Origin of the sequence: Methylophaga sp. UBA678 (genome assembly GCF_002299105.1) — a bacterium.
GTDB lineage: Bacteria > Pseudomonadota > Gammaproteobacteria > Nitrosococcales > Methylophagaceae > Methylophaga > Methylophaga marina.
This window is the reverse complement of the sequence record NZ_DBNG01000017.1, coordinates 35,495-61,812: the sequence shown is the minus strand read 5'-3', so window position 1 is coordinate 61,812 and position 26,318 is coordinate 35,495. Positions and strand designations below refer to the sequence as shown.

25 protein-coding genes, 1 other RNA gene and 1 riboswitch are annotated in these 26,318 nt (G+C 42.2%); of the genes, 19 read left to right on the top strand and 7 right to left on the bottom strand.

Annotated elements, in window-relative coordinates:
- Window positions 1–258, top strand: a transfer-messenger RNA (tmRNA) gene (ssrA, locus tag B3014_RS09575); the annotation flags it as partial.
- A 785-nt stretch (window positions 259–1,043) separates the two neighbouring features.
- Window positions 1,044–2,324 carry a hypothetical protein gene (locus B3014_RS09570; RefSeq protein ID WP_289245048.1) on the top strand — a complete coding sequence of 427 codons (1,281 nt, stop codon included), beginning with the start codon at window positions 1,044–1,046 and terminating at the stop codon, window positions 2,322–2,324.
- An 81-nt stretch (window positions 2,325–2,405) separates the two neighbouring features.
- Here B3014_RS09570 and B3014_RS15095 read toward each other — a convergent pair whose 3' ends face one another.
- From B3014_RS15095 to B3014_RS09555, 4 genes are all read right to left on the bottom strand, one after another.
- Window positions 2,406–2,666, bottom strand: a complete 261-nt coding sequence (locus tag B3014_RS15095) for an ogr/Delta-like zinc finger family protein (protein WP_289245047.1) — start codon at window positions 2,664–2,666, stop codon at window positions 2,406–2,408.
- Between the two features lie 72 nt (window positions 2,667–2,738).
- Complete coding sequence (locus B3014_RS09565) at window positions 2,739–3,446, bottom strand: hypothetical protein (protein ID WP_289245046.1); 708 nt, start codon at window positions 3,444–3,446, stop codon at window positions 2,739–2,741.
- Window positions 3,447–3,501: 55 nt separating this feature from the next.
- Window positions 3,502–3,906, bottom strand: coding sequence for a hypothetical protein (locus tag B3014_RS09560; RefSeq protein ID WP_289245045.1), 405 nt, complete (start codon window positions 3,904–3,906; stop codon window positions 3,502–3,504).
- 89 nt (window positions 3,907–3,995) lie between these two features.
- Window positions 3,996–4,541 (bottom strand): hypothetical protein, encoded by a 546-nt coding sequence (locus B3014_RS09555; protein ID WP_289245044.1) that lies wholly within the window; start codon window positions 4,539–4,541, stop codon window positions 3,996–3,998.
- A gap of 250 nt (window positions 4,542–4,791) precedes the next feature.
- Here B3014_RS09555 and B3014_RS09550 point away from each other — a divergent pair, with 250 nt between their 5' ends.
- From B3014_RS09550 to B3014_RS09540, 3 genes are all read left to right on the top strand, one after another.
- Window positions 4,792–5,022 carry a hypothetical protein gene (locus tag B3014_RS09550; RefSeq protein ID WP_289245043.1) on the top strand — a complete coding sequence of 77 codons (231 nt, stop codon included), beginning with the start codon at window positions 4,792–4,794 and terminating at the stop codon, window positions 5,020–5,022.
- Window positions 5,023–5,471: 449 nt separating this feature from the next.
- Window positions 5,472–9,224 carry an EAL domain-containing protein gene (locus B3014_RS09545; protein WP_289245042.1) on the top strand — a complete coding sequence of 1,251 codons (3,753 nt, stop codon included), beginning with the start codon at window positions 5,472–5,474 and terminating at the stop codon, window positions 9,222–9,224.
- The gene (locus B3014_RS09540; RefSeq protein ID WP_289245041.1) at window positions 9,224–9,748 is read left to right on the top strand and encodes a hypothetical protein; all 525 of its coding nucleotides are present in this window, start codon (window positions 9,224–9,226) and stop codon (window positions 9,746–9,748) included. The genes B3014_RS09545 and B3014_RS09540 overlap by 1 nt, the downstream gene beginning before the upstream one ends.
- A gap of 30 nt (window positions 9,749–9,778) precedes the next feature.
- On the opposite strand, the gene B3014_RS09535 is transcribed toward B3014_RS09540, so the two are convergent.
- The gene (locus B3014_RS09535) at window positions 9,779–9,961 is read right to left on the bottom strand and encodes a hypothetical protein (RefSeq protein WP_289245040.1); all 183 of its coding nucleotides are present in this window, start codon (window positions 9,959–9,961) and stop codon (window positions 9,779–9,781) included.
- A 189-nt stretch (window positions 9,962–10,150) separates the two neighbouring features.
- On the opposite strand from B3014_RS09535, the gene gspE reads away from it, so the two are divergent.
- The 13 genes from gspE to B3014_RS09470 all read left to right on the top strand — a co-directional run bounded on the left by gspE (window position 10,151) and on the right by B3014_RS09470 (window position 22,699).
- Window positions 10,151–11,863: a type II secretion system ATPase GspE gene (gene gspE / locus B3014_RS09530; protein ID WP_289245039.1), complete on the top strand. Its 1,713-nt coding sequence runs from the start codon at window positions 10,151–10,153 to the stop codon at window positions 11,861–11,863.
- A complete protein-coding gene (locus B3014_RS09525; RefSeq protein WP_289245038.1) occupies window positions 11,856–13,073 on the top strand; it encodes a type II secretion system F family protein in 1,218 nt (405 codons plus the stop codon). The genes gspE and B3014_RS09525 overlap by 8 nt, the downstream gene beginning before the upstream one ends.
- A 43-nt stretch (window positions 13,074–13,116) precedes the next feature.
- Entirely contained in the window at window positions 13,117–13,536 is a 420-nt protein-coding gene (gene gspG, locus B3014_RS09520) for a type II secretion system major pseudopilin GspG (protein WP_289245037.1), read from the top strand.
- 5 nt (window positions 13,537–13,541) lie between these two features.
- A complete protein-coding gene (locus B3014_RS09515) occupies window positions 13,542–13,994 on the top strand; it encodes a GspH/FimT family pseudopilin (protein ID WP_289245036.1) in 453 nt (150 codons plus the stop codon).
- Window positions 13,994–14,365, top strand: a complete 372-nt coding sequence (locus B3014_RS09510; RefSeq protein WP_289245071.1) for a type IV pilus modification PilV family protein — start codon at window positions 13,994–13,996, stop codon at window positions 14,363–14,365. Before B3014_RS09515 ends, B3014_RS09510 begins: the two co-directional genes overlap by 1 nt.
- Window positions 14,362–14,988, top strand: coding sequence for a prepilin-type N-terminal cleavage/methylation domain-containing protein (locus B3014_RS09505; RefSeq protein ID WP_289245035.1), 627 nt, complete (start codon window positions 14,362–14,364; stop codon window positions 14,986–14,988). Before B3014_RS09510 ends, B3014_RS09505 begins: the two co-directional genes overlap by 4 nt.
- A complete protein-coding gene (locus tag B3014_RS09500) occupies window positions 14,985–15,803 on the top strand; it encodes a general secretion pathway protein GspK (RefSeq protein WP_289245034.1) in 819 nt (272 codons plus the stop codon). The genes B3014_RS09505 and B3014_RS09500 overlap by 4 nt, the downstream gene beginning before the upstream one ends.
- Window positions 15,803–16,843, top strand: coding sequence for a PilN domain-containing protein (locus B3014_RS09495; RefSeq protein ID WP_289245033.1), 1,041 nt, complete (start codon window positions 15,803–15,805; stop codon window positions 16,841–16,843). The genes B3014_RS09500 and B3014_RS09495 overlap by 1 nt, the downstream gene beginning before the upstream one ends.
- Window positions 16,833–17,402: a type II secretion system protein GspM gene (gspM, locus tag B3014_RS09490; RefSeq protein WP_289245032.1), complete on the top strand. Its 570-nt coding sequence runs from the start codon at window positions 16,833–16,835 to the stop codon at window positions 17,400–17,402. Before B3014_RS09495 ends, gspM begins: the two co-directional genes overlap by 11 nt.
- Window positions 17,399–17,977 carry a hypothetical protein gene (locus tag B3014_RS09485; RefSeq protein ID WP_289245031.1) on the top strand — a complete coding sequence of 193 codons (579 nt, stop codon included), beginning with the start codon at window positions 17,399–17,401 and terminating at the stop codon, window positions 17,975–17,977. Before gspM ends, B3014_RS09485 begins: the two co-directional genes overlap by 4 nt.
- 60 nt (window positions 17,978–18,037) lie before the next feature.
- Window positions 18,038–20,134 (top strand): type II secretion system secretin GspD, encoded by a 2,097-nt coding sequence (gspD, locus tag B3014_RS09480; RefSeq protein WP_289245030.1) that lies wholly within the window; start codon window positions 18,038–18,040, stop codon window positions 20,132–20,134.
- Between the two features lie 142 nt (window positions 20,135–20,276).
- Entirely contained in the window at window positions 20,277–21,893 is a 1,617-nt protein-coding gene (locus B3014_RS09475; RefSeq protein WP_289245029.1) for an alkaline phosphatase, read from the top strand.
- A gap of 29 nt (window positions 21,894–21,922) precedes the next feature.
- Entirely contained in the window at window positions 21,923–22,699 is a 777-nt protein-coding gene (locus B3014_RS09470) for a hypothetical protein (RefSeq protein WP_289245028.1), read from the top strand.
- Between the two features lie 52 nt (window positions 22,700–22,751).
- Here B3014_RS09470 and B3014_RS09465 read toward each other — a convergent pair whose 3' ends face one another.
- On the bottom strand, window positions 22,752–23,192 hold the full coding sequence (locus tag B3014_RS09465) for a YqaA family protein (RefSeq protein WP_289245027.1): 441 nt from the start codon (window positions 23,190–23,192) through the stop codon (window positions 22,752–22,754).
- A gap of 128 nt (window positions 23,193–23,320) precedes the next feature.
- Window positions 23,321–23,821, bottom strand: a complete 501-nt coding sequence (locus B3014_RS09460) for a hypothetical protein (RefSeq protein WP_289245026.1) — start codon at window positions 23,819–23,821, stop codon at window positions 23,321–23,323.
- Between the two features lie 34 nt (window positions 23,822–23,855).
- A riboswitch (cyclic di-GMP riboswitch) is annotated at window positions 23,856–23,934 on the bottom strand.
- Window positions 23,935–24,158: 224 nt separating this feature from the next.
- On the opposite strand from B3014_RS09460, the gene B3014_RS09455 reads away from it, so the two are divergent.
- Window positions 24,159–26,279 (top strand): molybdopterin-containing oxidoreductase family protein, encoded by a 2,121-nt coding sequence (locus B3014_RS09455; protein ID WP_289245025.1) that lies wholly within the window; start codon window positions 24,159–24,161, stop codon window positions 26,277–26,279.
- Window positions 26,280–26,318: the final 39 nt, after the last annotated feature.

The window sequence follows — 26,318 nt, the reverse complement described above, 5'->3', positions numbered from 1 at the left end:
TAGTTGCTAACGATAACAACTACGCACTAGCTGCTTAATAACCAGTGAATGCCGTCCGACCAGATCCGTGCTTGTGCGTCTGGTATCGGGCGTCGACTCTCACAAGATCGTCTCAAGGTATGCTTGGTACTGAGAGATTAAAACTTTACAAGATCGCTACTTGTTTTCCCTGTTCATCGGGTAGCAGGTAGTTAAATTAATAGATGAAATAAGCATGTAGATCCGAAGGCGGAGGATCTGCGGACGCGGGTTCGATTAGTAAAATGGTCGCCATAGGGAGTGATCCCTATTGGAAAAAGAGAGCTCATACGGTGAACGCTACGGGACAAGGGTCCTATGCCAACGCCGTCCGGTGAATGGGAAACCAGTAAGCCGGCTAGAGACTCATAGGTTCCTAACGAGACTTGTCTCCATGGAATACTAGGGTGGGTTGAAGGTAAAACAGATACTCACAAACGCTCTCCATCTGGTAGATAGTTATCAGATGAAGGAATAGTCCAGGCCTGAATGAAAATTCAGGAATCACTGTCCCGCCGCCTCCACCAAATACAAAACAACCACCTTCGGGTGGTTTTTTTGTGCCTGACGATCTGATAAGTAGGTTGGGTTGAGCCATAGCGAAACCCAACATGTTAAGACTTTCGGAGGTGTTCATGTTGAGTTTAATTCTTTAACACAACCGACGAGTTGTTCTAAGAAAAGCAAGTTTGCTGACCCCTTGATTCTTTTAAACTCATCCGCACAATCGGCCTAACCGATTAAATAAAAAAAGCCTGCCAATCAATTATTTGGCAGGCTTTTTCACTTTTCTTAATTAGCCCCAACACCCCTCAAAGCTAATAAACTCAATGGGTCACGAAAAATAATTTATAAATTGTGAAATAAGTCAAGGAAGTTTGGTGTAAATAAATGTAAACGACTTTGTTGCTTTTGATTTTCAAGGGGTTATATTCGAAGTGTTGCGGTAGGGATAGTTCTACTTTAAGTGTCTAAATGCAACCCGCGCTAAACCTTACTTTTACAAACTTCGAAAGGACTTGAAAATGAAAATAACCTGTAAGCTCTTATTATCAATACTTGTAATGTTTGTTTGTGCAGTAACTATTGCTGAAGATAGAAAATCTCTTTCTACCTCCAATTTTATGGAAGTTCCTTATCTTTCAAAAAACCATGAAATTATTAAAACTTGCTCCGGTAAAAAGGCTCGTTATGGTCAGAATTATGTATCAATAGGTGTAAACAAGTTAACAGTAAATAAAAATGATCCCTTTTTAGTAACAATATTCAATAAAGATCGTTATGCTTTCGGGGTTGCTAATTTAAAAGCAGATTATCAGTCTCTACCTATTTCAGTTTCAAGAGTTGGAAAGCCTGTCCGTATTATGGGGGAGGATAGTAGCATTGATATGGGTGTTGAGTGGGTTATGCTCGACAGAATACCTTGGGTATTAAAAAATGCTAGTTTTCAAATTAAATTAGGTTATTCCGCAGACTCTAGTACTGACTCAATGATAGAGGCTTTTTCTGGAATAACCTCCGCCATTCCCGATTATACGATTTCTACGTCTTTAGCTACTGGTTTCGCCGTAGCAAGTACCATAGATAAATTACTTTTTGGCTCTGATCGAGCTACTGATCTATTAAATGCTCAAAAAGATATACCACTTCTTGGTGACAGTTTATGCGAAGGATACTATGCCCTATTTTCTGCTGAAAACAAAAATACATATAAAAAGTATTCTGAGGATGGTTTAGTTTGGACTGGAAAAGATCTTGAATACAATGACAAGCCAATTAATGATGTTTCATATGCTGTCATAAGTGTAAGAGTCTCCGATCGATACTACGATAGCGTTCGTAGTTCCGTAAATGACCATACTAGGTCTTGGGCATCAAAATATAAAAGTGTTCAAACCTCATTTTTTGACTTTATATGGGTAACGAAAAAAGAAAAGTTAGACGACCTAACTGAAAAAGTTAGAACTGATCTACTTGAAGCCCGGACTCTTCTCAATTCTGACCCGAACTTGATACAGCAAGAAATAGAAGAAATACATCAATATGTTATTGATCGCTACATTGAGCATTTAGAAATAGCAAAGTTGCGGATTAATAAAAGCGGGAATGTTACTCTGACTAGCACGGAACAAGCCCTGAACAAAGCAATAAATAGCTCGACCGTTTCACTTTCTAAGGAAAATTCAGTTTTGGCTGAAAGGTTACTTCTCAATGAGAATAAAAAGCTTCTTGAGGTAGAACCGGGATTTGATAAAGCATTTAGAGGTGCCATTATGGGGACACAGCAAATCCTTTCTATTGAGTAATAATTAATCTTATACTGAATTGAAACTACAGTTCGTAATGTGTTTCATAACATAAACAAAGTCTTTTTAATCGTATTTGCATTAGGATTGAAATAAATCTTCCTGAAGCAAAGCTTTTCTTTCGCTCAGGGTCAGGTTTTTTAATAAACTGATCGCCATTTGACGAGTGTTATTAATCGGTGGGTTTAAGTCGTGTGAGTAGCCTAGTTTCATCACAAATGAAGCACCACACCCCCCCTCAAGGTTCATGCATTGGCAATACAAACCTTTCACCGTATGAGACAGCGCATTAGTTGAACTAATAATGGCTTTTTGATGGCACTGAGGGCATTCAACTCGCATAGATAAAATTGTCCGCTGTGGTTTGGTAAAAAATAGCAAATACAGTGAGTTGGTGCAGTGACTTCATCACTTTTATGTGAGAGGATTTTTTAATTTGAATACTTGGTCAGGATATAAAAAAAGATAGATTTCATTAAAGCTTGTCTCTATACAAAACTCAGAATCTTCGTATGAAACCATGCCTGAGCTAAATGTTGGATCAGCAGTTAATAACAACCTTACATCATTAAGGTGCTTTGTATATTTATCAAGCTTTGACTCTTTTTGAAGTATAAAAGGCGTTAAATAATATCTATTGATTTCACGAACCCAACCAACCCTGTCATCCGTATATTGCCAATTTTTATATTGTTTTAGGCTTTCAGGCAATCGGGTAACATGAATAATTGTTCTATCTTTCAACTTTAAACGGCTATGGACCATTTCATCAGTTGATATCGCATGTTTACATAGCTCTGGAAGAATATTTTTATTATCAATATTTCCTATAATTTGTACATTCAATGGAATAGATGATATCTCATAATATGCATCTGCTAATTGACCGAGTTTTTGTATGTTTCTACTTTCAACTGCTCTGCGTTGAGAGCCTTTGCGTAATTCATCATCATTCGTAAACTCTCTTATTTCTAAACCAAAGGTTTCTCCCCCCGCGTTTACAATTAAATCTGGCCACTCTTCTTCATTTGGAGGGAAAGATATAGTCCAGGACTTGCCAAGAGAATGGAGCAGTTGTTCACCAATTATCTTTTCTTTTATTTTTTGTATGTTTGTCGTCATTCAGTTTGCCTGTACCATTCAATTTTATATTGAATGTTCTAAACACTTCCTATGATTACAATGCCAACCTTGAAATAGTGAAGATGGATTTAAAATCGGGACGAAGTTCACGAATAATTTTCTGCCAAGTCAGATAATTTTTGTTCATATCATCAACATAGTTTGGAGGTCTTCTCATAGTGTGATCGATGATGTTACTTAGTTGATTTATTTTGTCTCCAGCATTTGAGTGTCTAAGATAATAAAGCTCGCTAGAAATAGCTGAGAAGATTGTTGTGTCAGTTGTGGATATAACATTAGGGTTTGAATCGTTTATAGATACATAGTCGATACCCCAAACGACTCGTTTAGCTTCATTTTTTAGCTCTTCAAATTTTGCAACTCTGGCAACTATTAGACCTGCATAAACTCCTGAAAAAAGCCCAATCAAAATATTAATGACGTAATTTATAATTTCCATGCGTAACCTTTTAGAAGTAACAGGTAAGTCGTTGAGTATAGATCAATAATTTATAAGCTCTTAAAACTAGGTTGATATATCGGACTTAACTAGGTGGTACTATCATTCTCAAACCTCCAATCCGGCTCTCTAAAATTCACCACTTGCTTACCCAACAATTCATTCAATTCTAAAAACGGCTGCTGCATAGCACCCACTTCTAGCTCGTGATACACCCGCATAATTTTTTCCATATCCCCAAAGCCACTATTACTCTCTGGAATCACGCCTGATAAACCCGGATACTTACAGTGCATGGAAAGGATTTCACCACGGGTAATGTTCTTGATGCGTTCAAACTCATCCTTAGTACCAATATCACCCACGGGGATGATTTTCACAGGTTCTTTGGCGTTGGTTTTTTCTATATTCAGATGCATAGACCGGAAGTTACCGGGGCCTTTAGATTGAGATACCTGCTCAGAGAGTATCTGTAGATCATCTTCTTCCAGGCCTGTATCTGATGTTAAGAAGATATAGCCCATATGAGCCCCGTTTTTATAATATTTACGGCGAAATAGGCCAGCGTCTTCACTGAGTAAAACGGACTGTATGCCGCCCATATATTCCGGTATGCCATAGATGCTTTGCATCACGTCATATTCATTAATCTGAATGACTTCATCGGAGTGGATTCTATTTCACAGATATTCAGGGTCATTGTAATAATCTTCAAGTTTGTTGAAACATAAAACCCAAAAACGAATCACCACTCAAAGCCTCTAATGTTGGGTTTCGCTATGGCTCTACCCAACCTACCAACAAAATTCCTTCCAACTTTCTCTGTGATATTCCTTCCAAGTGTTTATAGTTTTTGTATCTCCATACCTGTCTGAGGTGATCCCCATGAAAAAAATCACGATAGTTTGCTTTATGTTATTTAGCGTGATGGTTCATGCTGATAATGTCACAAAGGAAGGAACGTGTGATGGCTGGGCAAATAAAGCCAAGCAGTTTATGGGGCTTCGGCAAAACAATACACCTATTCATAAAGCGATGAAGATGACGGTGGGTAATTTTTCTCGTGGCTTGATGTTGCGAGCATATAACGAAACTGTGGCAGAAGAGGGTGAATAGCAGAGGGTTATCGAGCATTTTGACGAGATGATTGAAAATGAGTGTTTAAACAAGCCTGAATAATCATACTCCGTCTGCATTTGCTGCGCATTTGATTGTTTTTCTAGAAGGACTTCGGATTGATTAGCGTAGATGCACATTACTCTTTTCGTTTGATTTTATTGGGTGGCATGGAATGTCGCTTATTCATGCAAGCGATTGTTCTATCAATAATTACTTTTTTATTTTCATTGACTTATAAACAGTATTTACTATAGAAAACATATTATTTGTAAGTGTAAATACTTGCACAAAAGATATGGTCTTTGTTCTTTGGTATTTTATCTGGATCTCAATCACAGTTATGAATAAGCAAAACTAAACATCTTTTATAAGGTTGTGTAGACTGACTTTATAAAAATTAACACCCCAGAGTGAACACAAAAGGGGATTCAAAAAGATAATGCTCGATGCAGATTAGAGAAAAACTCAGTTTAATCGTGATTGTCAGTATTCTGCTGACATCCATACCCGCTGCTATATGGGTCAGCGCCTATTCCAAAGAAAAGCTTCTTAATCGTGAAATAAACAATCTATTAGCCGTTACTCAAAATCAGGTGGATATTACCACTCAGAAATTGAGTTATGCAGAGCCTAAATTGAAGGGGTTAGCTCGTTTATTACAGCAAGAACTGAGCAAACCTGTCACGGATGAGGAAATCGATACCTTTTCTGAAGCGATGCAGCTCAACGATGATGGTATTTGGCGAAATAAAGAAGACCAATATTACGGTCATGTTCACGCCGGTATTTTCTTACCCAACTCAGCAACCTTAACAGATGAGCAAAAAGTACAGCATCTTCGTATCAAGCAAGTCATGGAAGTATTTGGCTCATCGGCTAATCGTTCATACGAAAATGTGTGGTACTTATCTCCTGATTTACGCAGCGAGGTTATTTTTGATTTCCACTATCCTCAATTCGTGTTTGATCAAGATGCTGCCAATGACTACACACAAACCCCTTGGGTGGGGTTGACGTCACCGTCACAAAATCCAGAGAAACAGTACACTTTTACACCGCCGTTATTTGACCCCGTTAATCAAATATGGATGGTCAGTGCTTTATATCCGCTTTATGTCAATGGTCAATGGATTGGGTCACTGGGTGAGGATATGCAGCTGAGTAATGTGCTTGGTTTTACTTTCAACGCACAGCAATTTTATCCCGACACACAGCATTTTCTGCTTGATGAGCAAGGAAATTTTATCCTCGCCGGCCAGTGGCAAAAACAGCTTGAATCAGCTGATGAAACCCAGGTAACCGCTTTTCTTGATACTGAAAGTGAGCTTAAAAAGCTACTCACACAGCCTACTGACTATACGCCGACACTTGCTGCCAGAGATATTATTGTTGATGGTAAAAACTATATTGCTATCTCTATGTTAGTAAAGCCCGTTGACTGGCATTACTTTAAGCTCATCCCTGTCGATGATTTGATAGAACCTGTTAATCAGTTGTTAGCGATTTTGATGGCCGTGTTGTTTGCCGTGACGATTATCTCCGGCTGGTTAATCACCATGGCTGTGAATAAGAATGTGATTTCACGTATTACACGTCTGACTCGTGAAATGACGCGCTTCGAGTCGGGTCAGAAGGTTGCCTTGGCTACTGAATTGAAAGGTAACGATGAAATCACCCTTGCTGCAAACGCGTTTGATTCGATGGCTGAGCGTATCGATTCTTATCTAAGCCGACTTGCTGAGAGTAAAAAGTCATTAGCTGAAAGTGAAAGTCGCTGGAAACTGGCATTGGAATCGACCGGTGATGGTGTATGGGACATCGATCTCGAAGACGGCACGGCAACGTATTCTGAGCGTTGGAAGAAGATGTTGGGCTATATGGATGATAGTTTCCCAGACACGCTAGCCGAGGCTTCGGAATACATTCACCCAGAGGATAGAGAGCAAGCTAGACTACGTTTCAGAGGCTATATTTCAGGCGAATATGTCAATTATCAAGATGAGTTTCGTATGCTCTGTGGTGATGGTTCGTGGAAATGGATCATGGCGCGGGGCATGATCATCAAGCGTGATAAAAATTTAAAACCACAACGCATGATAGGCACCAGTACCGATATTTCTTACTTCAAGAAAATTCAAGATGAGCTGCGTAGCAATACAACCAAACTCAGAGAATTACTTGAATATAGTCCAATTGCCGTTCGTATTGTCACCAATAACCGCAAGAAAATTGTTTTTGCCAATAGACGTTATGCAGAGCTGGTTAACCAAAGTAAAGACAAGTTACATCAACTCAATCCATTTGCATTTTATGTTGATCCCTCTGTAGTAAAAAGCTACTTAAACCAAATTATTGAAGGTAAGACAATCTATAACCAGCTGACTGAGCTGAAAGTAGCAGGCCAAGGAATAAAATGGACTTTGGCTTCATATCTACCCATTCAATACGGCGGTGAAGACTGCAATATTGGTTGGTTTTACGATATTACTGATCGACTGAATAATGAAGAAGCGCTTCGATTACATGCCAGCGTGTTCAATGATGCCTGGGAAGGGATTCTCATTACGGATAAAGAAAACCGGATTATTAGTGTCAATAAAGCCTTTACAGAAATTACGGGCTATACAGAGGACGAGTTAATCGGAAAAGATCCAAGAATTCTCGCTTCGGGCAGACAGAGTTCGGAGTTCTACAAGGAAATGTGGGATTGCATCGAAACAGAAGGACGTTGGCGTGGAGAAATATGGAATCGTAAAAAGAATGGGGAGTTTTTTGCTGAAATCCTCACCATCAGTGCCATAAGAAATCCTCAAGGTGACATTACCAGCTATCTTGGATTATTTGTCGATATTACCGAAATCAAGAAAACAGAACGTCTGTTAGTCAACATGGCGCATTATGATGCACTGACGCAACTGGCTAATCGAACACTGCTCTCAGATCGTCTTGAACAAGCGATCTCTGTGGCTAAACGTAATGAGAAAATCTTGGCAGTATGTTTCCTCGATTTAGATGGCTTTAAACCGGTTAATGATGAGTTTGGCCATGAAACAGGTGATAAACTGTTAGTGGCTGTGGCGGAAAGACTGAGTCAAGTCACGCGTTCGGGGGACACAGCAGCCAGAATGGGCGGTGATGAATTTGTCGTACTCATCAGCAATATCAATAGTATTGATGAGCTTGACCCCATCTTAACCAGATTGAGCCAGAAAATAGCAGAACCCATCAAACTTAATCGCCGAAAACACCATGTGACGGCCAGTATTGGTGTCGCGATTTATCCAATTGATAATGTGGATGGCGATACGCTGATCCGCCATGCCGATTTGGCTATGTATGAAGCTAAACAAGCGGGTCGAGATGGCTATCATATATTTGATGCCAAGCTCGATCAGCAAATGCACGAATACCATACACAATTGGAGCGCTTGCACCTGGCTTTAATTGGCGAAGAATTCCGCCTCTATTATCAACCCAAAGTCGATCTTCGACATGGTCGAGTGATCGGGGTAGAAGCACTGATACGTTGGCAACACCCTGAAAAAGGTTTATTAGGTGCCATGGAGTTTTTGCCTATCGTCGAAGGGCATGAGTTCAGCGTTGAAATGGGGGATTGGGTATTAAAAACGGCGTTAAAACAGCTGCATGCGTGGCAAGAGCAAGGGCTCAATATTCAGGTCAGTATTAATGTGTCTGCCAAGCAAATTCAACACACTGATTTTCTGAAGAAGCTGGAAGCATCACTGAATCAGTATGAAAGCATATCCCCCGAGTCGATTGAGCTGGAGATATTGGAAACATCGGCATTGGAAACCGTCCAGACATCTCAGGTCGTGGCCGCTGCGAGTAATTATCTCGGTGTACCGTTTGCATTAGATGACTTTGGAACTGGCTACTCTTCATTGACTTATCTGAGAAAGTTACCGGTGAAGACATTAAAAATTGATCAGAGCTTTGTAAGAGATATGCTGAGAAATGATGAAGATATGGCTATCGTTAAAGGCATTATTGAACTGGCACAGGTTTTTAAACGTGACATCATTGCTGAAGGTGTGGAATCAACGGAGCACTTCCAGTACCTGCTGGATATGGGGTGTGACATGGCCCAAGGCTACGCTATCGCTAAACCTATGCCTGCAGAAGAAGTGTGCGACTGGATAAAAAATTATGAAAAAGCTCAACAGGGTAAAAGTGAATAATGGCAAATATTCTTCTCGATAAAACACATAAACAATTGATTCAATCAGCCATTGGTTTGGGTAATTGGTTATTAAATTTTGATGTGTTATCTGCAGATGATAAACAAGCAGTGATAGCTATACAGGATGTTCTGAAAAAATTACCGAAAATCAATGATGGCACACTAGCGATGTTGGGTGTGAGTATTGAAACAGGTGATGAAGAACAAGGATTGGTTCGAGGATGGGATGTCAGCGTGGAGTACTTTGCTGATGATCCTGAACAACAGGGTGGACTAGAACTATTCAGCTCTTATCTGCCGATACCTGAGACAACAGATAAAGACATTTTGGCCTTAAAGAAACAACATGAGGTGTATTTTCATTGGCCAATAGGGGATGTGTGTAACCTGGTGAAACAGGAACAGGCAGGGCAGTGGATGAAAGAGGTAAGCCAACCCGAAGCCTTGCTTATGACGGGAAGTCGATTAAGAGCAGAACTGGTTTACAAAGATTTTTATTCTGAGATTGAGTTGCCAGTCTGAGATAACAGGCAAAAAAAAAGCCTGAGAAAATCAGGCTTTTACATTTAGGTTATTACCTTGAGTGGCAGTAGGTGCGGGTAGTGCCGAATCGATAAGTTTGAGTGCATTGGCACCATCGAGTTTGGCTTTGTTGTTACTCATTTGAGCACTCTTCACCATAAGATAGTCATCAATACTGATCTTTGGGCTGCCTTGTGTTGCTGAAATACTCATTTCTTACCTCCTACTTTTTGTGCCATCTTACATGACCTTCGTCATTTCCAACGATAAATAGTTCACATAATTTTTATATCGGCCTATTGCTGTAACACTTTAGAATCAAATGCTTTTTGATTCTTTGTCATCGTTTTGACATGACTGTGTGATTGACTTTCAAGATTATCATTCATCCATGTATAACTCATGACAGCTGCAAGTGTGACACATTCATCCAAAGTGATTCCCTTTCTACTCGATCATCATTTGGTTGATAGTTTTTCTTTTACTACGGCCGAGTCGTTTCATAAGCAGCAGTTATCTCAGAACCCTTCTTTGCTGGTAAGTTTGGGCCTGATTTCCGAACAGCAGATGGCTTCAGCTTATACAAAAGTTCATGATATTGAAAAATGTGACAGCAAAACCTTGCCCGCTGAAGCTCCCGAACATCAAATAGCTAGTCGATTTTTACAAGAGGCGGAATGTTTGCCTGTGTTTATCGACGAAAATGAATTAACGCTGGCGATGGTGAATCCGGAAGATAGCTTTGCTTGCCAATCCATTGCTCAGTTAACAAAAAAACGGGTTAAAAGACTCGTTATTACCCAAAGTGAATTTAAACAGTTATATGAAAAATGGCATGCTGCTCAGCAGGACAAGAATAGCGAGTATGCCGATGGTACTTTTACAGACACGGATGATGATTCATTGCTGGTGAATCGTCTGAAAGATATGGCATCGCAAGAACCGGTGGTGAAGCTGGTTAACTCATTGCTCAATAAGGCGGTTGAGCTGAATGCGTCTGATATTCACATTGAACCCTTTGAGCATCATTTGGCGGTTCGCTACCGTATGGATGGTGTATTAAAACAGTTGGATTCTCCACCTGTTAAATCCAGTGCTGCCGTGATATCCCGTATCAAAATAATGGCAGAGCTGAATATCGCTGAACGCCGACTGCCACAGGATGGTCGTCTGCAAATTCATGCTGATGGTCGTTTGATAGATTGCCGTGTCTCTACCACGCCGACGCTGCATGGTGAGAGTATTGTCATTCGTTTGCTTGATAAACAAAAAGTGACGCTGGATATTCAGCAACTGGGTTTGTCACCACAATCATTAAACGGGCTGATGAAACAAATCAAACAGCCTCATGGCATTATTTTGGTGACGGGTCCCACTGGCAGTGGTAAAACCACGACCTTATATTCTGCTTTGCAGCAATTAAATACCGAAGAGAAAAAAATATTAACCGTCGAAGATCCGATTGAATATCAACTGACAGGCATTAACCAGATCCAGGTCAAACCGCGTATTGGTCTCGGTTTCGCTGAAGCACTTCGTGCTTTGGTCAGGCAAGATCCTGATGTGCTGATGATTGGTGAGATGCGCGATAAAGAAACGGCTTCAATAGCTATTCAATCAGCATTAACCGGCCATTTGGTGTTTTCAACATTGCATACTAACGATGCCAGCAGTGCGGTGACACGCTGTTTGGATATGGGGCTGGAGCATTATTTACTAGCGGCATCGCTTAATGCGGTGATGGCGCAGCGTTTGGTTCGCCGTTTGTGTGTGTCATGTCGTCAACCAATGGCCATGACGGCAGAGAGTTGGAAGTCATTGATGCCTGATACGATTTCATTTGATGATCAGGCGACGATTTACCGCGCTGTTGGCTGTGATCATTGCCAGCAAAGTGGCTATCAGGGACGCACCATGATCAGTGAATTATTGATGGTGAGCGATGCTATCCGTCAGCTGATATTACAAAAAGCCGATGCCAAGACCATTGAGCAAAAAGCCATGGAGCAGGGCATGCAGACACTCAAACAAGATGGTCTGCGTTTGGTGTTGGCCGGTATGACCAGCATTGATGAGGTGCTTCGTTTAACACAATCACAGCATGCCCATGACTAAGTTTGTTTATAAGGCATTAACTGCTAAAGGCGAGATGATCTCCGGTAGTAAAGAAGAAGCAGATCAAACGGCTGTGGTTCAGTTTCTTCGTCATTCTGGTTATGTGCCAGTGTCGGTCACTAAACAATCATGGCTGAAAGGGATATTTAATCTACGCCATGAAAAGCAGCAAGCGCCGTTATCGCCCACCCATTTACTGACTTTTTTTAGTGAGTTAGCGACATTACTGGATGCCGGGCTAACAGTCGACCAATCATTAAAACGGATGGAGCGACTCACCAGTTCAACGGTATTAAAAGACACGCTGGCTGCACTGCATCAAGGTGTGGCTGGTGGTGAGAGTCTGGCAAAAGCGATGGCAGGACAAGGTCAGCAGTTTACCGATTTGCATATCAATATGGTGCTGTCGGGTGAGACTGGCGGGCATTTACCTCAGGTGATGAATGAATTAGCACATTATCAGGAAACGATGGCTTTATTACGCCGACAATTAATATCTGCTTTAACCTATCCGCTGATCTTGCTGGTCATGTCGATATTATCGATTGTGATGATGATGACCTACGTTATCCCTAAGTTCGTGCCATTATTTGATGGTGCTGAGCAAACCATTCCCTGGCTGACACAACAGGTGTTTGCCGTTGCCGATTTTTTTGAGCAGAGCTGGTGGTTGCCTTTGGTCATATTTATTGTGCTGGCACTGGCGATTGATACGCTTCAAAAACAAAAAACAGGCAAAGTCTGGCTGGATGGCAAAGTACTCAAGTTGCCTGTCATTGGTTCACTGGTGACCGCCGTTAATATTGGCCGTTTTTCTCAAAGTATGGCATCAATGCTCACTCATGGTGTGGGTTTAATTGAATCAGTCAATATGGCGTCTGGTTCAATCAATAATGGCAAAATCAAACAGGCGCTAACTGAGGTAGCAAAACAGGTGTCAAACGGCAATTCACTTGCCAAAGCATTAACGTCTTTTTCCTGTTTTCCGAGCCTGTTAACCGAGCTGATCGAAATTGGTGAACAAACGGGGCAATTGGAGCCAATGTTCAGCAAAGTGGCAAAAGCTTATCAACAGCAAGTAGAAGACAAAACCAAACAATTATTAAGTTTGGTTGAACCGATATTAATTATTGGCTTGGGCGGCATTATTGGCGTCATTATTATTTCTATCATGTTAGCGATGTTGGGCTTAAACGATTTGGTCCGTTAGTCACTGTCATTAAAGTTTCATTTTTAGTGGTTATATTCCGCTGATGATGAAAAGAAATAATCGTGGTTTTAGTCTTATCGAATTGCTGGTGGTACTGGCAATTTTGGCATTATTGGTTGGTCTGGTCGGTCCCAGAGTGATGAAACAGTTAGGTGGGGCGAAAGCCGATACCGCTGTTTTACAGATTGCTGATCTGCAAGCCTCACTTGATATTTATTATTTGGATATAGGTGTGTATCCGACTTCTACTCAGGGGCTGACGGCGCTGATTGAAAAACCGGCTGATGTCTCCGGCTGGAATGGCCCTTATCTGAAAAAGAAAAAAGTACCCTTAGACCCCTGGGGACATGCTTATCATTATGTTTCACCCAGTAAACATGGTGATTATGACTTATATTCATTAGGTGCCGATAATCAGCAGGGTGGTAGTGGTGATGATCAAGACATCACCAGTTGGGAGTAACGGTATTGTCATCTTCGGCAATAGCAAAAGGTTTCACGCTGATTGAACTATTAGTGGTGATCAGCCTGTTAGTGATGGTCATGAGTTTATTACCACCGTTATTTCGCCCCGTGATGGAACACCATAGTCTTTATTCTGAATCTCAGCGTTTAGTGCTGTTAATGCGACAAGCTCGCAATGAAGCTATGTTGAGTCAAAAATCGCAGCGTATTGAACTGGATGCCTCAAAACAACGAATAGCCTACAACAATCGACATGTTGAGCTTTCTGCCAGCACAAAGCTTGATGCGAAGGTTAGCCGTCAATCTGACAATAGCCAGCAGGGAAGTATCGTATTTTATGCCGATGGCAGTAGTAGCGGTGGTCGATTGTTATTGGCAGATAATCATTATGCCTTTGCCATTGATGTGAACTGGGTGACCGGGCAAATTCAGTTAAGTAAACAGTTGCCAATGTGATGAAACAGCAAGGTTTTAGTTTACTTGAGTTACTGGTGGCTTTCAGTTTGATGAGTGTGTCTTTAGTCATTCTGTTTCAGTTGTATGCAAAAGGCCAGCAAGTCATTCGTCTGGGCCAGGATTTTAACGTGGCGACCAGCATTGCAGAATCCTTGATTGCTCAAGCGAGATATCAAGCCAGTGGCACTCAACAATCCGGCACCACTGAGAAGCAGTTTCAGTGGCAGCTAACGATTCAGCCGACAAATGGCAGTGCATCGTCAAAGCTACCTCTACAAGAAGTCAGCGCCGATGTGTCATGGCAGCGTTCGGGTAAACCGTATCAGATACATCTTTCTACATTAGTACCTGTTAGTAGGACCACACCATGAATAAGCAATCAGGTTTTACCTTATTGGAGATGCTGATTGCCATTAGTTTAATGACGATTATGCTGGGTTTGTTGTTCAGTGCCTCACGTACTCTCAGTGGACAGACTCAGTCCGGCATTGAGCAGGTGCAGATGAATGATGATATCCGACTGGTAACTCAATTTGTCAGACGACTTATCAGCCAGACCTCACCGATTGTGATGAATCAGGGCAGCGCACATCCGGTGTTATTTTCAGGAGCAAAACATCAGCTCGGGTTTGTTTCAACGTTACCTGCTCATGCTGGCGGCAACAGCTTGTATTGGATTGAGTTGATGCTTAAAGAAAACCAACTGGTGATGAAATATCAGCCATTAGTAAGTGTGCTGAAAAATCGTAATGATAGTCAGCAACTGACGTTGTTAAACAGCGTGGATTCGCTCGATTTTTCCTATGCTGACATTGACAAAAATAACGCACCAAGATGGCAGCCAGACTGGCAGAAAAACAATCAATTACCGCCGCTTATTTCAGTGACTGTGGCGCAGCAGCGTGGTGGTGATAAATATCCGATAGTCGTGTCTTTACCAGCCCAGGTGACCCGGATGCGGGATCATCTCAGTGTTCAGCGAACGGGGTTATGACTTCTGTAAAACAGCAGGGGGCTGCCTTAATGATCGTGCTGTGGGTGATCGCGCTGTTGATGATTTTAGCGGTGAGTTTTAGCCAAACCATGCGTATCGAAACACAACAAATAAAGCATCAACAAGGGGCTTTAACTAGTAAGTATCTGGCGAGCGAAGGTATTTGGCGAGTGATCCAGGCCTTAGTGGATGAACAGCATAGTTGGTTAACCAATGGCACTGTTTATCAGCTGAACACGGATAAAGGCACATTATTTATTCAGATTCAGGATCAAAATGGTCTGCTTGATGTGAATTACGCCTCAGCCGGATTAATCACCACATTATTAAAAACTAAAGGCTGGTCGACACACACGGCTGAACAATATGCAGACCAGATTGTTGATTGGCGTGATAGTGATAATGAACAGCTTGCTGCCGGTGCTGAACGCTTACATTACAAAGCGGCGGGCCGCGAGGGTTTACCTAAAAATGCAGCATTTAATAGTCTGGAAGAGCTACGTTTATTGTTGTCGATGCACGAGCAGGATTATCAAAAAATCGCACCGTTAATGACCGTGTATTCCCAACAATCGGGTCTTAACTTATCTGTACTGCCAGTGAGTTTCTACACTGAAAATGAGCGTAAGCGCCTTAGTGATCTCACTAATGAACAATTACCCCGTCTGCCTGCTGGACGCTGTTTTGTGATTACCAGCCGTGCTGAAGTCAGGAAAAAAATGGCCAGTCTGAAAGTTGCTGTATTACTCAACCCTGACCAAAGCAAGGATTATGCGATTTTGTCATGGCAGGAAATAACGGGAGTGGCGTCCTGATGTCCTGGCAGCTGATTGAACATGGTTTATCACGTGCGTGGTATTGGTGGTTGTCTCAGCTTAATGCCGGTCTTCCTAAGCGTTGGCGGTATCAGACAGATATTCGTCATCAACGGCTATGTATTACTGAGAAAAGCCATGACTATCAATTAACGGTCTGGTCTAAGTCAGGTGAAGATATTGAGTGGCAAAGCCATGTCGATGGCGACGATAAGATCGCTTTTCCTAAAAAGTCGAATCCAAACAAAAGCCTGTTATTACTTGATGAGCAGCAGATATTGTCACGCCAACTGTCAGTGCCACGTTCTGCAAAACACAATATTGCCGAGTTGTTGTGGTTTGAAATGGATAAGTACACACCGTTTCAGACAGAGCAGGTGATTTTTGATTGGGTTGAGCTGGAACAACAAGATGATCCTGAGCTGATTTATCTCCGTTTATTTGTGATGCTGCGTGAAGATTTCGAACAGCATCAGCAACGTTTAAACATATTGGGTATTACTATCGACAGGGTGTCCGTTGAAGACAGTCTTTATCGGGATAAGCTCAATTTGTTACGTTCACAGTCTGAAAAAAATGCCTGGTCAGCGTATCTATTGCCAGCCTGTGCTGTAGCCAGCATTTTGTGTGCGCTTTATTTGCCATTGTCATTTTATGAAACAGAGTTAAAGCAGCAGCAACAAAGCCTGAAAGCCATGCGTGCTGATGCGATGAAAGATATGCGAAGGCAACAACATGGTGAGTTCACGCTGACACAATTTCGTGATTTAGAACAAAAACAACGACAACAGCAATGGTTAGTTGTGCTGAATACCTTAAGTGATGTGTTACCAAAAGAGGCATGGGTAAGACGCTTTCAGGTCAGAGATAACATCATCGAAATCCAGGGCGTATCGCCATCAGCAGCGACGCTTCTTTCATTATTGGCACAGACAAAACAATTTACCGATGTGGCATTCAAGGCACCTGTGACTTTTGACCCACAATTAGGTAAAGAGCGTTTTTCCATCACCATGAAGCGTGTTAGTGATGCGAACTGAATTCTCACGTTTTTATCCATTACTGGCCTGGGCTGGTTTAATTTTGTTGATTACCATGCTATGGCTGCTGATTATTTATCCGGCTTTATCTTTACGTCAGCATTATGCCAGTGAGCGAGAACAGCTGACCTTCATGCAACAAAAATTATCACGTCAGTTACAACAGCCCGCTGTGTCGTTGAGTGAAGAGGAGTCTGAACAATTAGGTGATCGTTTTTTATTTCATGGTGATTCGACGGCATTGATGGCGGCACAAATGCAATCATTGGTAGCTAAACATCTCGATGAATTAGACCTGACCAAAATAAGTGCTGAGACCACAGTGGTTGAGCAGGAAAAAGGATTTTCTCACATTCAGCTACGCCTGCAGTTTCAGACGGACATGAAGGGCTTAGTCGCATTTTTATCCCGTATTGAATTACAGCAACCGTTATTACTTATAGATGAACTATCGATTGTTGTTAATGATGACAAGGCTAAGTCCTCATCCACTCAGCTTGAGGTACACACGCTGATGACCGGCTTTTATCAAGTGATGAATGCGGAGCATTCATCATGAGTTGGGCGGCTATCAGTTCATGGGCTGTAATCGTTTTATCGTTAGTGAGCATGATAAGCGAATACAGGTTTGCCCATACTGTTCCTGTAGCCAGTGATGAGCTGTCTAATGGTCTTCAGACACCATCAGAACAGCAGGGAGCAGGCATTGCCTTACCTCAACCTTCTACAACAGCGGCATTGTTAAAACAGTCCATTTTCACTGCTGATCGTTCTGCTGAACTATCTCCTCAAACGGTCGCAGAGCCAACTGAGCACACCCTGTTTTTAAACCATTACCGTCTTTCAGCGGTGGCGATAACGGATAACACATCCATGGTGTTAATGACCGATGATAAAACTAAAAAGGTGAAACGGTTACAGCTCAATGATGAGCTGGATGACTGGACACTGGAAGAAATTACCTCAACTGCGGCCGTGTTTAATAAGGCAGGTCAGCGGCGCCGGGTGATGTTATTCAATGCAAAAACACCGTCCTTAGCGACAACCGTGTCGGCTACAGAGATGTCATCAGAACAGGACAATCCAACGCTTTTACTGCCAGGCGGTCATTTGGATGATGACCCGTATCAATAATGTCACATTCATTTCTTATGATTAACGGTTATGAATTCAATAAATGAGTGCTACAAACACATGATTAGGCTAGCAACAATAGTCGTATCGTTAATTGTGCTGGCTGGGTGTCAGCCACTTACAGCAACCAAACCACAACCCCCAGCCAAACTTGCCGGACAAAGCGGCAATAATCCAGTGGCTTCGGCGCCCATTAGTCAGCATATTACTGCGTCGGAGGATACAAAACCATTTGAAAAAGTAGTGGTTTACGGTAATAACCCAACACAATCATTGACTAGTCAACAGTTTACCTCCAATGCCGAACATAACGACATTACGCTTAATTTTGAAGCGGTATCACTGGCTGATTTTGTCCGCGTTGTATTAGGCGAAATTTTGGCAGTGAATTATTCGATGGATAAAAACTTAAGTGGGCAAGTGACTATTCAGACACCAAACCCCATCGCAAAAGAAGCAGTATTACCTATGCTGGAAAACGTATTGGCAATGAATAATGCACGTTTGATAATAAACCATGACTTTTATCAGGTGGTGGCATCTGATCAGGCATTATCCCGAACATCGGGTAGTTCTCAGTCTGGCTACGGGGTGCATGTGATTCCACTGCGTTATATCAGCGCGCCTGAGATGGCGAAGATTTTAATGCCTTATGCTGGGAAGGATACGGACATCCAAATTGACCAAAAACGTAATCTGATTTTACTACGCGGCAGTCAGCAGGATGTGCAGACATTAACACAAACGATTTCTGTGTTTGATGTGGATTGGCTGGCGGGGATGTCTGTCGGTATTTATCCAATAAAAAATGCTTCAGTGAACGATATTCAGCGTGAGCTGGAAAATATTCTGCTGACATCAGCAGCTGACAATAGTGAAAAGTCGAAAAATGGCCCGGTGCGCTTAATGGCGATTAGTCGTCTGAATAGTATTTTAGCGATCAGTGCAAACCGGTCGTCGCTGTTAAATGTGGAACGTTGGGTTGAGCGCCTGGATATGGCTTCGAATCTGGGTAAGCAACAGCTCTATGTGTATAAAGTCCAGAATGCCAAAGCCCAGCAACTGGCGGATGTGTTGGCTCAGGTGTTTGGTGCCAGTCTTCAACAGGTAACAGATTCTGCGACAGAAAAACAAACACTGGCTCCAGGTGAAACCCAAATCCATCTGGGCTCGACTCAGACAAGCTTAAACAACAATGATGAGATCGTGTCTGCATCTCAAACGAATAAAGCCCGTTTTTTAAATGACGAGGTCGACATTATTGCTGATGATGTTCGGAATGCGTTGGTAATTATGGCCACAGCCAAAGATTACGACATGATTGAACGCACGATCAAACAGCTTGATACGGTGCCAATGCAGGTATTAATTGAAGCCAGCATTATTGAAGTGACCTTATCTGATGAACTGAATTTTGGTGTCGAATGGTTTTTTAAAAATGGCATAGGGAGTAAACAGGGTAACAGTCAATTGGATTTAGGAGATACGGGTATAAATGCCCAGACACCGGGGTTTTCGTTCACGGTAGTTGATAGCTTAAGCAATGTCCGCTTTGCATTGAATACACTCGCAGCGCAATCAAAACTCAATGTTTTATCGTCGCCGTCTTTGATGGTGTTGGATAACCAACCGGCTAAAATCAATGTCGGTGATGAAATTCCTATTCCCACCCGACAATCAGTGAGTAATACTGATGCCACCGCACCAACAGTCAATGAAATTGATTTTCGTAAAACGGGTGTGTCGTTAACCGTATTACCACGCGTCAATAATAGTGGTCTTGTCACCATGGAAATACGGCAGGAAGTCAGTAATGCCGTACAAACAACCACCTCGACGATTGATGCCCCCACCATCCAACAACGTGAAATTGAAAGTGTTGTTGCTATCAATTCTGGTGAAACCATCGTGCTAGGTGGCTTAATTCAGGACAGCAAAACCAATAATGACAGCGGTATACCAGGACTACATAAATTACCGGTTTTAGGGCATTTATTCGGGCAAACCTCAGATGCGGTGAGAAGAACGGAACTATTGGTATTAATCACACCAAGAGTAATTCGAGATCGCACATCGGCGCAGGCGGTAACCGAAGAGTTAAGAAACAAAATGCTGACGATAGAAGAAATCCCGGCGTCCGTGTCAGGGAAAATATAAAACCCACCTTAATCGTGCTCCAGGCCAATATGTGACTCAGTTCACATAATTGTCATCAATGCTTAACTTGGATGTCATCAATAACAATTACGCTGTATCCGTTAGCCAACCAAACACTTTAATTGTCTTATGGGAGAGACACATGTCAAACAAGCTACCTTTATTATTGGGTGCAGCAACTTTAGCATTAAGCGTAACAGCTTATGCTAAACAACCTGTTTTAACTGATTATCAAGTTAACAGTGACTGGTATACAGACGCTGTTGAAAAAATGGATAACAAACCAGCTTATAAAAATGCACACAAAGCAAAAAATGTGATTTTATTTGTCGGTGACGGTATGGGCATTTCTACTATTACAGCTGCCCGTATTTTAGAAGGCCAGTTAAATGGCAAACCAGGTGAAGAAAACCGCCTGACCTTTGAAACCTTTCCATTCACAGGACTGGCAAAAACATACAATGTTGATGCTCAAACACCTGACTCTGCTGGTACGATGACGGCCATGATGAGTGGTGTTAAAACAGATGCCGGCATCATCGGTATTGGTGAAGATGTACAACGTGGCGTGTGCTCGACAATGAGCGGACATGAACTGGTAACTGCTCTTGAGCTGGCTGAAATTGCTGGTAAATCAACGGGTATCGTCACAACAGCACGAATCACTCACGCTACACCTGCTGCGACTTATGCAAAATCAGTGGATCGTGACTGGGAAGACGTTTCAGATATGCCTGCCTCTGTCACACGCCGTGGTTTACCTTGTAAAGATATTGCTAAACAATTGGTGGAATTTGAAAGTAATCTGAAAAATCGTTATCCAACAGCAAAACGTATTAACGGTATCGAAGTTGCGATGGGGGGCGGTCGTCGTCATTTCTTACCAAAAGATCCTGCATTTAACAGCCCGGATGCCGTCAGTTCTACTGAAGGTGACAGAACGGATGGTCGTAATTTAGTAGCAGAATGGCAGACTACTTATCCAACAGGTAAATATGTATACGATAAAGCAGGCTTTGATGCTATCGAGCCAGCTAATACCGATAAAATCTTCGCTTTATTTAATGAATCACATATGCAATATGAAGCTGACCGTGGCAATGATATTGCTGGTGAACCTTCATTATCTGAAATGACAGAAAAAGCCATAAAAGTCCTGAACAAGAACGATCGTGGTTTCTTCTTAATGGTTGAGTCTGGTCGTATTGACCATGCTCATCATGCGGGTAATGCACATGGTGCTTTAAATGAAACTATTGAGTTTGCTCATGCGGTTAAAGCAGCATTAGAAAACACTAACCCTGAAGAAACATTGATTATCGTGACTGCGGATCACAGCCATGTATTTACTATGGCTGGTTATCCAAAACGTGGTAATCCTATCCTGGGTAAAGTTGTCAGCATTGGTTCAGATGAGCCTACATTAGCTGCTGATGGTAAGCCATACACAACTTTGGGGTATACCAACGGTTTAGGATTCCGTGACTTAGGCAATGAAACCGATGCAGATGCGAGCTATAGCGCAGGCCCTGATACTGGTCGTAAAGACTTAACAGCAGTCAATACAGAGCTGTCAGGTTATCACCAGGAAGCATTAGTTCCATTGGGTTCTGAAACACATGCCGGTGAAGATGTGGCGATTTTTGCTACTGGTCCAGGTGCCAATGCGGTGACAGGTGTGAATGAACAAAACTTGATTTATCACATTATGAACCAGGCAGCTCGTTTGGAAGTTAAAGCAGAAAAATCGATTAAGTAACATCAACGCAGAAAAAGAGAGGGGTGGACATGAGTCCGCCCCTTTTTTTCGTTGGCACACATCAACAATTTAAGGTTATAGAGATGAAATATCGTTTATTAGTGAGTCTATTATTAGCATCTCCATTGCTAGTCCAGGCTAATGATAGCTGTTCAATTGATCCTGAGGTGTTAGGTGCTAGTTATCAAATGACCGACAGTGATTCTGATAAAAAAGCGACCATGAAGTTATGGCGTCAACATCAGCGTGTCAGTAATCAATTTACTCAGTCAGGCATTACTGACATGTGGGAACATATGCATAATGGCCAGCTAAGAATGGTCAGGTTTTTTGATACTGAGCAACGTGCTATTGAATATCAGCCAGGCGAAGTGAAATATGCTAATGCGGATAGTCAGTGGCAGCAAGTTCATGAATTAATTACAGATAATCTGAAAAGCAATATGACCTTGGTTTCAAGCTCAGGTGAAGGTTGTGACAAAGTGGAAACCTATCAGTTAACTGAGGGTGATAGCCAACTGCAACTTGAATGGTTACCTGCACTATCCCTAGTAAAAAGCTGGAAAAATGATACTGACGGCCATGTAAAGACATGGCAGTTAACTCAGCTGATTAAAGATGAAAGCGCTGTTAATGCCAGCTTTAAAATGCGTGATGATTATCAGACAACAGATTATGCCGATATTGGTGATAGTGAATCAGATCCGTTTATTGCGAAGATGATTAATCAAGGGTATATCGACCATGGTCCTTCCGGTTTTTATAACAGTGAAGGTGAGGATATCGGTCATCCACATCATCATTGAGTAAAAGTGTAACCCAGTTAAAACCCTGTTTCAGTCTCTGAAACAGGGTTTTTTAATTTAGCGACAGTGCTACCTGACTGATGACAATATAGCGAATCAACTTACCTGCTGTGACTAGCACGATAAACCAGCCTAGATGTATTTTTATGAGTCCTGCCATAACAGTTAATGGATCACCAATGATCGGCAACCAAGCAAAACATAGAGAAATAAGACCATATTTCTTAAATTGATTTTCCGCTTTTCTAATATCGCTTTCTGATATCCGTAACCAATTTTTTATGACTGCAGAGCTGGCCCAATAACCTAAAGCATAATTCACCATTGATCCAAGCACGTTTGCCACGGTGGCTGTGGTGATGAGTAACGCCGGTGAGAGTCCCTTTACTAAGAGTGTGCTCAGAACGAATTCAGAGCTAAGTGGCAGTAGTGTTGCAGATAAAAAGGCTGAGATAAAAAGACCGGCATAACCCAAGCTAACAAAATAATCCATTCAGGTGGTTACTCGATGGCGTGATGGTGGAGAGGTCAAAGTGATATTCTCCTTGGAAATATTGAATCATACATAAAAAAAGGGAGCCGAAGCTCCCTAATATTGAACGACGATTGTCTAGAGATAGGTTATGCTGCAATCGCTTTTTTACGAAAGCCTAAGAAACCTAATAAAACAGGTGCGAATAAGAAAAGTGCTGCTGGAACAGGTACTGCTGAAACTGATAGGCTGTAATTTAAAGCTTTACCCGTTGCGTCATAGATATCCAACACATATGTCAGACCTGCAGTTAATATCGCTGTGAAACTGAAATCACCAGTAATGTTGAAATTTTGAATAGCACCACCTAAAACACCAAATGCAATAGTTGCATTATCAAGATTAGACTCTGGATTAAATGACCATTCAATAACTACTGGTGTTTCGTCATTAGTAAATAAACTGAACGAAGATTCCCATGCGCCATTACCTGTAGTCCCACTTGCTAATACAGTACTGCCACTAGCAAGATCAATTTCCTGACTAGCATTGTTGGTGAAAGCTGAGTCACCTTTTGTTAAGTTAAGTGTTGCTGCATTAGCCGCAACAGAGAAAAATAGTGCTATGACGAATAGCATCGCTTTTTTCATAAAAATTCCCTTATGTTTAGAGTGAAAAAACAAGCAATGCAACCCAGCCATCTTCACTTGGAAGACCTGTAGCTTTCCGACCCCGCCTCACGACGAGTTTGGCTTTGATTAAATGGATGAAAGTGATAAACCACTCAATTGCTCAAGTGGTTAATTATTCATCTGCGGCTAAGTGTATAGAGGCTCTATTACAAGAAAATGTCAGAGTGAGTAATTGATTTAAATAAAATTTCTATCAATTATCTTGAGTAAATTAACGGGCATATTTCCCGTTTTAAACTGGTGTATAGTCTGAAAATAATAATAAAAAAATATATATCAGAGAGGAGAGAGCAATATGGCAAGCGTATTAAAAACAACGCATCATGGGGGCTGTCCACATGATTGTCCTGATACCTGTTCCATGGTGTATGAGGTTGAAAATGGTCAACTGACCTCAGTTAAAGGCAATAAAGAACATCCAATGACGCGAGGTGGTTTGTGCGTCAAACTCAAAGATTACGAAAAGCGTCACTATCATCCGGATCGTTTGCTTCATCCCATGCGACGTACCGGACCCAAGGGAAGTGGGCAGTTTGAACGCATTAGTTGGGATGAAGCACTTGATGAGATCACCAGCCGCTGGAAAGCGATTATCGACGAGTATGGTCCTCATGCCATTTTGCCTTATAGCTATCTGGGTAATCAGGGGCTGGTGCATGGCTTAAATGGCGGCGATGCTTTTTTTAACAAAATGGGCGCAACCGTTTGTGAGCGGACTTTTTGCGGCGAAGGTTCTTGTACAGCCTGGTTGCTGACAGTGGGGCCAACAGCTGGGGTCGACCCTGAGAGTTTTATCCATTCTAAATACATCATCCTCTGGGGATGTAATTCGGTGAGTACCAATGTCCACCATTGGCATATTGTAAAAGATGCCCAGAAGCAGGGCGCCAAAGTCGTCGTTATCGATCCCTATAAATCCAAAACAGCGAAAGAAGCGGATTGGCACATTGCGCCTAAACCCGGCACTGATGGTGCTTTAGCCATGGCCATGATGAATGTGATTATTGAAGAAGGACTTCAGGATCAAGACTATATCGACAACTACACAGTGGGGTTTGAGGCCTTATCTGAAAGAGCCAAAACCAGAACACCAGAATGGGCTGCCTCGATAACGGGTGTGGCTGCGGAAGATATTCGTCAGTTGGCGCGCGAGTTTGCCTCTACCCAACCAGCAGCTATTCGCTTGGGTGTGGCTGTAGAACGTAACTATGGTGGTGGTCAAGCAATTCGTGCCATTACCTGTTTACCTGCATTAACCGGCGCGTGGCGCCATGTTGGTGGCGGTGCATTACAATTTCCTGTCTGGGAGCATCCTTATAAGTTTGATGTGATTTCGCGTCCGGATCTGATTCCGGAAGGCACGCCGGTCGTGAATGCAATACAACTTGGTCGCGCACTAACAGGAGAGTTGGGGCTTGATACACCGATTAAATCGATGATGTGCTGGAATGCCAATCCTGTTACGCAAGCCGCCGAGACTGACAAGATTGTTGAAGGTTTGATGCGAGAAGATCTATTTCTGGTGTCGGCTGAACATTTTCTTTCTGATACCGCATCTTATGCTGATATCGTGCTACCTGCCTCTATGGGCGCAGAGATGGAAGATATGGTGCTGTCATGGGGCCACTTATATCTAACCTATAATGAAAAGTGTGTGGACTCGCCGGGTGAAGCGATACCAAATAATGAGATTTTCAGACGCTTAGCAGCCAGAATGGGCTATAAAGAAGCCAACTTTAGCTGGTCGGATAGTGAGTGTCTTGAGAACTATGTTGATTGGGACTCACCGGCATGTGAAGGCATTGATTTGGCTTATTTACGCCAACATGGCTTTGCTAAATTAAAAGTCGGTACCAAAGATGATCGTGCCCCACATCGCCATGGGAATTTCCCTACACCGAGTGGAAAATGTGAACTGGAAGTGAAAGGGGCTACCAACTTTGTGGCTGGTCCGTTCCGGCAGATGTATGAAGGCTTCCAGCCTGGTGAGTCATTAGATAGCTTGCCAGATTATCTGCCATCAAGAGAGACGCACGAGAGCAATCCGGCATTAGCTGAAAAGTACCCATTGAATATCATTTCGCCCAAAAGCCACGGCTTTCTGAATTCTTGTTACGCCAATATGGACAACAAAATAAAAGGCCAAGGTGAACAGTTTGTCATGATAAGTCCAGTGGATGCCGACCTTCGAAATATTCAAAGTGGTGATGTGGTATCCGTATTTAATGACCGGGGTAAATTTGAAGCACTTGCTCAAATTACAGATGATGTCAGTCCCGGTATCGTCGTGGCGACACTTGGATATTGGCGACAGTTGAACAAAGGCACGGTGAACTGTGTCAGTTCAGCTGAGTTTGTGGATATGGGCCATGCCCCAACATTTACTGACAATTTGGTTGAAGTCAGATTGAGTTAATCTCGACAGCGTGCAAAAAAAGCCCGCTTTCGCGGGCTT

Bases quoted from the DNA above. Each gene is read 5' to 3' on its own strand.
- B3014_RS09510 (WP_289245071.1), top strand. From the start codon at position 13,994: ATGAAACAGCAAGGTTTTAGTTTACTTGAGTTACTGGTGGCTTTCAGT.
- B3014_RS09550 (WP_289245043.1), top strand. From the start codon at position 4,792: ATGAAAAAAATCACGATAGTTTGCTTTATGTTATTTAGCGTGATGGTT.
- B3014_RS09535 (WP_289245040.1), bottom strand. From the start codon at position 9,961: ATGAGTATTTCAGCAACACAAGGCAGCCCAAAGATCAGTATTGATGAC.
- gspM (WP_289245032.1), top strand. From the start codon at position 16,833: ATGCGAACTGAATTCTCACGTTTTTATCCATTACTGGCCTGGGCTGGT.
- B3014_RS09475 (WP_289245029.1), top strand. From the start codon at position 20,277: ATGTCAAACAAGCTACCTTTATTATTGGGTGCAGCAACTTTAGCATTA.
- B3014_RS15095 (WP_289245047.1), bottom strand. From the start codon at position 2,666: ATGCGAGTTGAATGCCCTCAGTGCCATCAAAAAGCCATTATTAGTTCA.
- B3014_RS09500 (WP_289245034.1), top strand. From the start codon at position 14,985: ATGACTTCTGTAAAACAGCAGGGGGCTGCCTTAATGATCGTGCTGTGG.
- B3014_RS09465 (WP_289245027.1), bottom strand. From the start codon at position 23,192: ATGGATTATTTTGTTAGCTTGGGTTATGCCGGTCTTTTTATCTCAGCC.
- gspE (WP_289245039.1), top strand. From the start codon at position 10,151: ATGACAGCTGCAAGTGTGACACATTCATCCAAAGTGATTCCCTTTCTA.
- B3014_RS09505 (WP_289245035.1), top strand. From the start codon at position 14,362: ATGAATAAGCAATCAGGTTTTACCTTATTGGAGATGCTGATTGCCATT.
- B3014_RS09570 (WP_289245048.1), top strand. From the start codon at position 1,044: ATGAAAATAACCTGTAAGCTCTTATTATCAATACTTGTAATGTTTGTT.
- B3014_RS09485 (WP_289245031.1), top strand. From the start codon at position 17,399: ATGAGTTGGGCGGCTATCAGTTCATGGGCTGTAATCGTTTTATCGTTA.
- B3014_RS09495 (WP_289245033.1), top strand. From the start codon at position 15,803: ATGTCCTGGCAGCTGATTGAACATGGTTTATCACGTGCGTGGTATTGG.
- B3014_RS09560 (WP_289245045.1), bottom strand. From the start codon at position 3,906: ATGGAAATTATAAATTACGTCATTAATATTTTGATTGGGCTTTTTTCA.
- gspD (WP_289245030.1), top strand. From the start codon at position 18,038: ATGATTAGGCTAGCAACAATAGTCGTATCGTTAATTGTGCTGGCTGGG.
- B3014_RS09540 (WP_289245041.1), top strand. From the start codon at position 9,224: ATGGCAAATATTCTTCTCGATAAAACACATAAACAATTGATTCAATCA.
- gspG (WP_289245037.1), top strand. From the start codon at position 13,117: ATGATGAAAAGAAATAATCGTGGTTTTAGTCTTATCGAATTGCTGGTG.
- B3014_RS09460 (WP_289245026.1), bottom strand. From the start codon at position 23,821: ATGAAAAAAGCGATGCTATTCGTCATAGCACTATTTTTCTCTGTTGCG.
- B3014_RS09455 (WP_289245025.1), top strand. From the start codon at position 24,159: ATGGCAAGCGTATTAAAAACAACGCATCATGGGGGCTGTCCACATGAT.
- B3014_RS09470 (WP_289245028.1), top strand. From the start codon at position 21,923: ATGAGTCCGCCCCTTTTTTTCGTTGGCACACATCAACAATTTAAGGTT.
- B3014_RS09525 (WP_289245038.1), top strand. From the start codon at position 11,856: ATGACTAAGTTTGTTTATAAGGCATTAACTGCTAAAGGCGAGATGATC.
- B3014_RS09565 (WP_289245046.1), bottom strand. From the start codon at position 3,446: ATGACGACAAACATACAAAAAATAAAAGAAAAGATAATTGGTGAACAA.
- B3014_RS09545 (WP_289245042.1), top strand. From the start codon at position 5,472: ATGCAGATTAGAGAAAAACTCAGTTTAATCGTGATTGTCAGTATTCTG.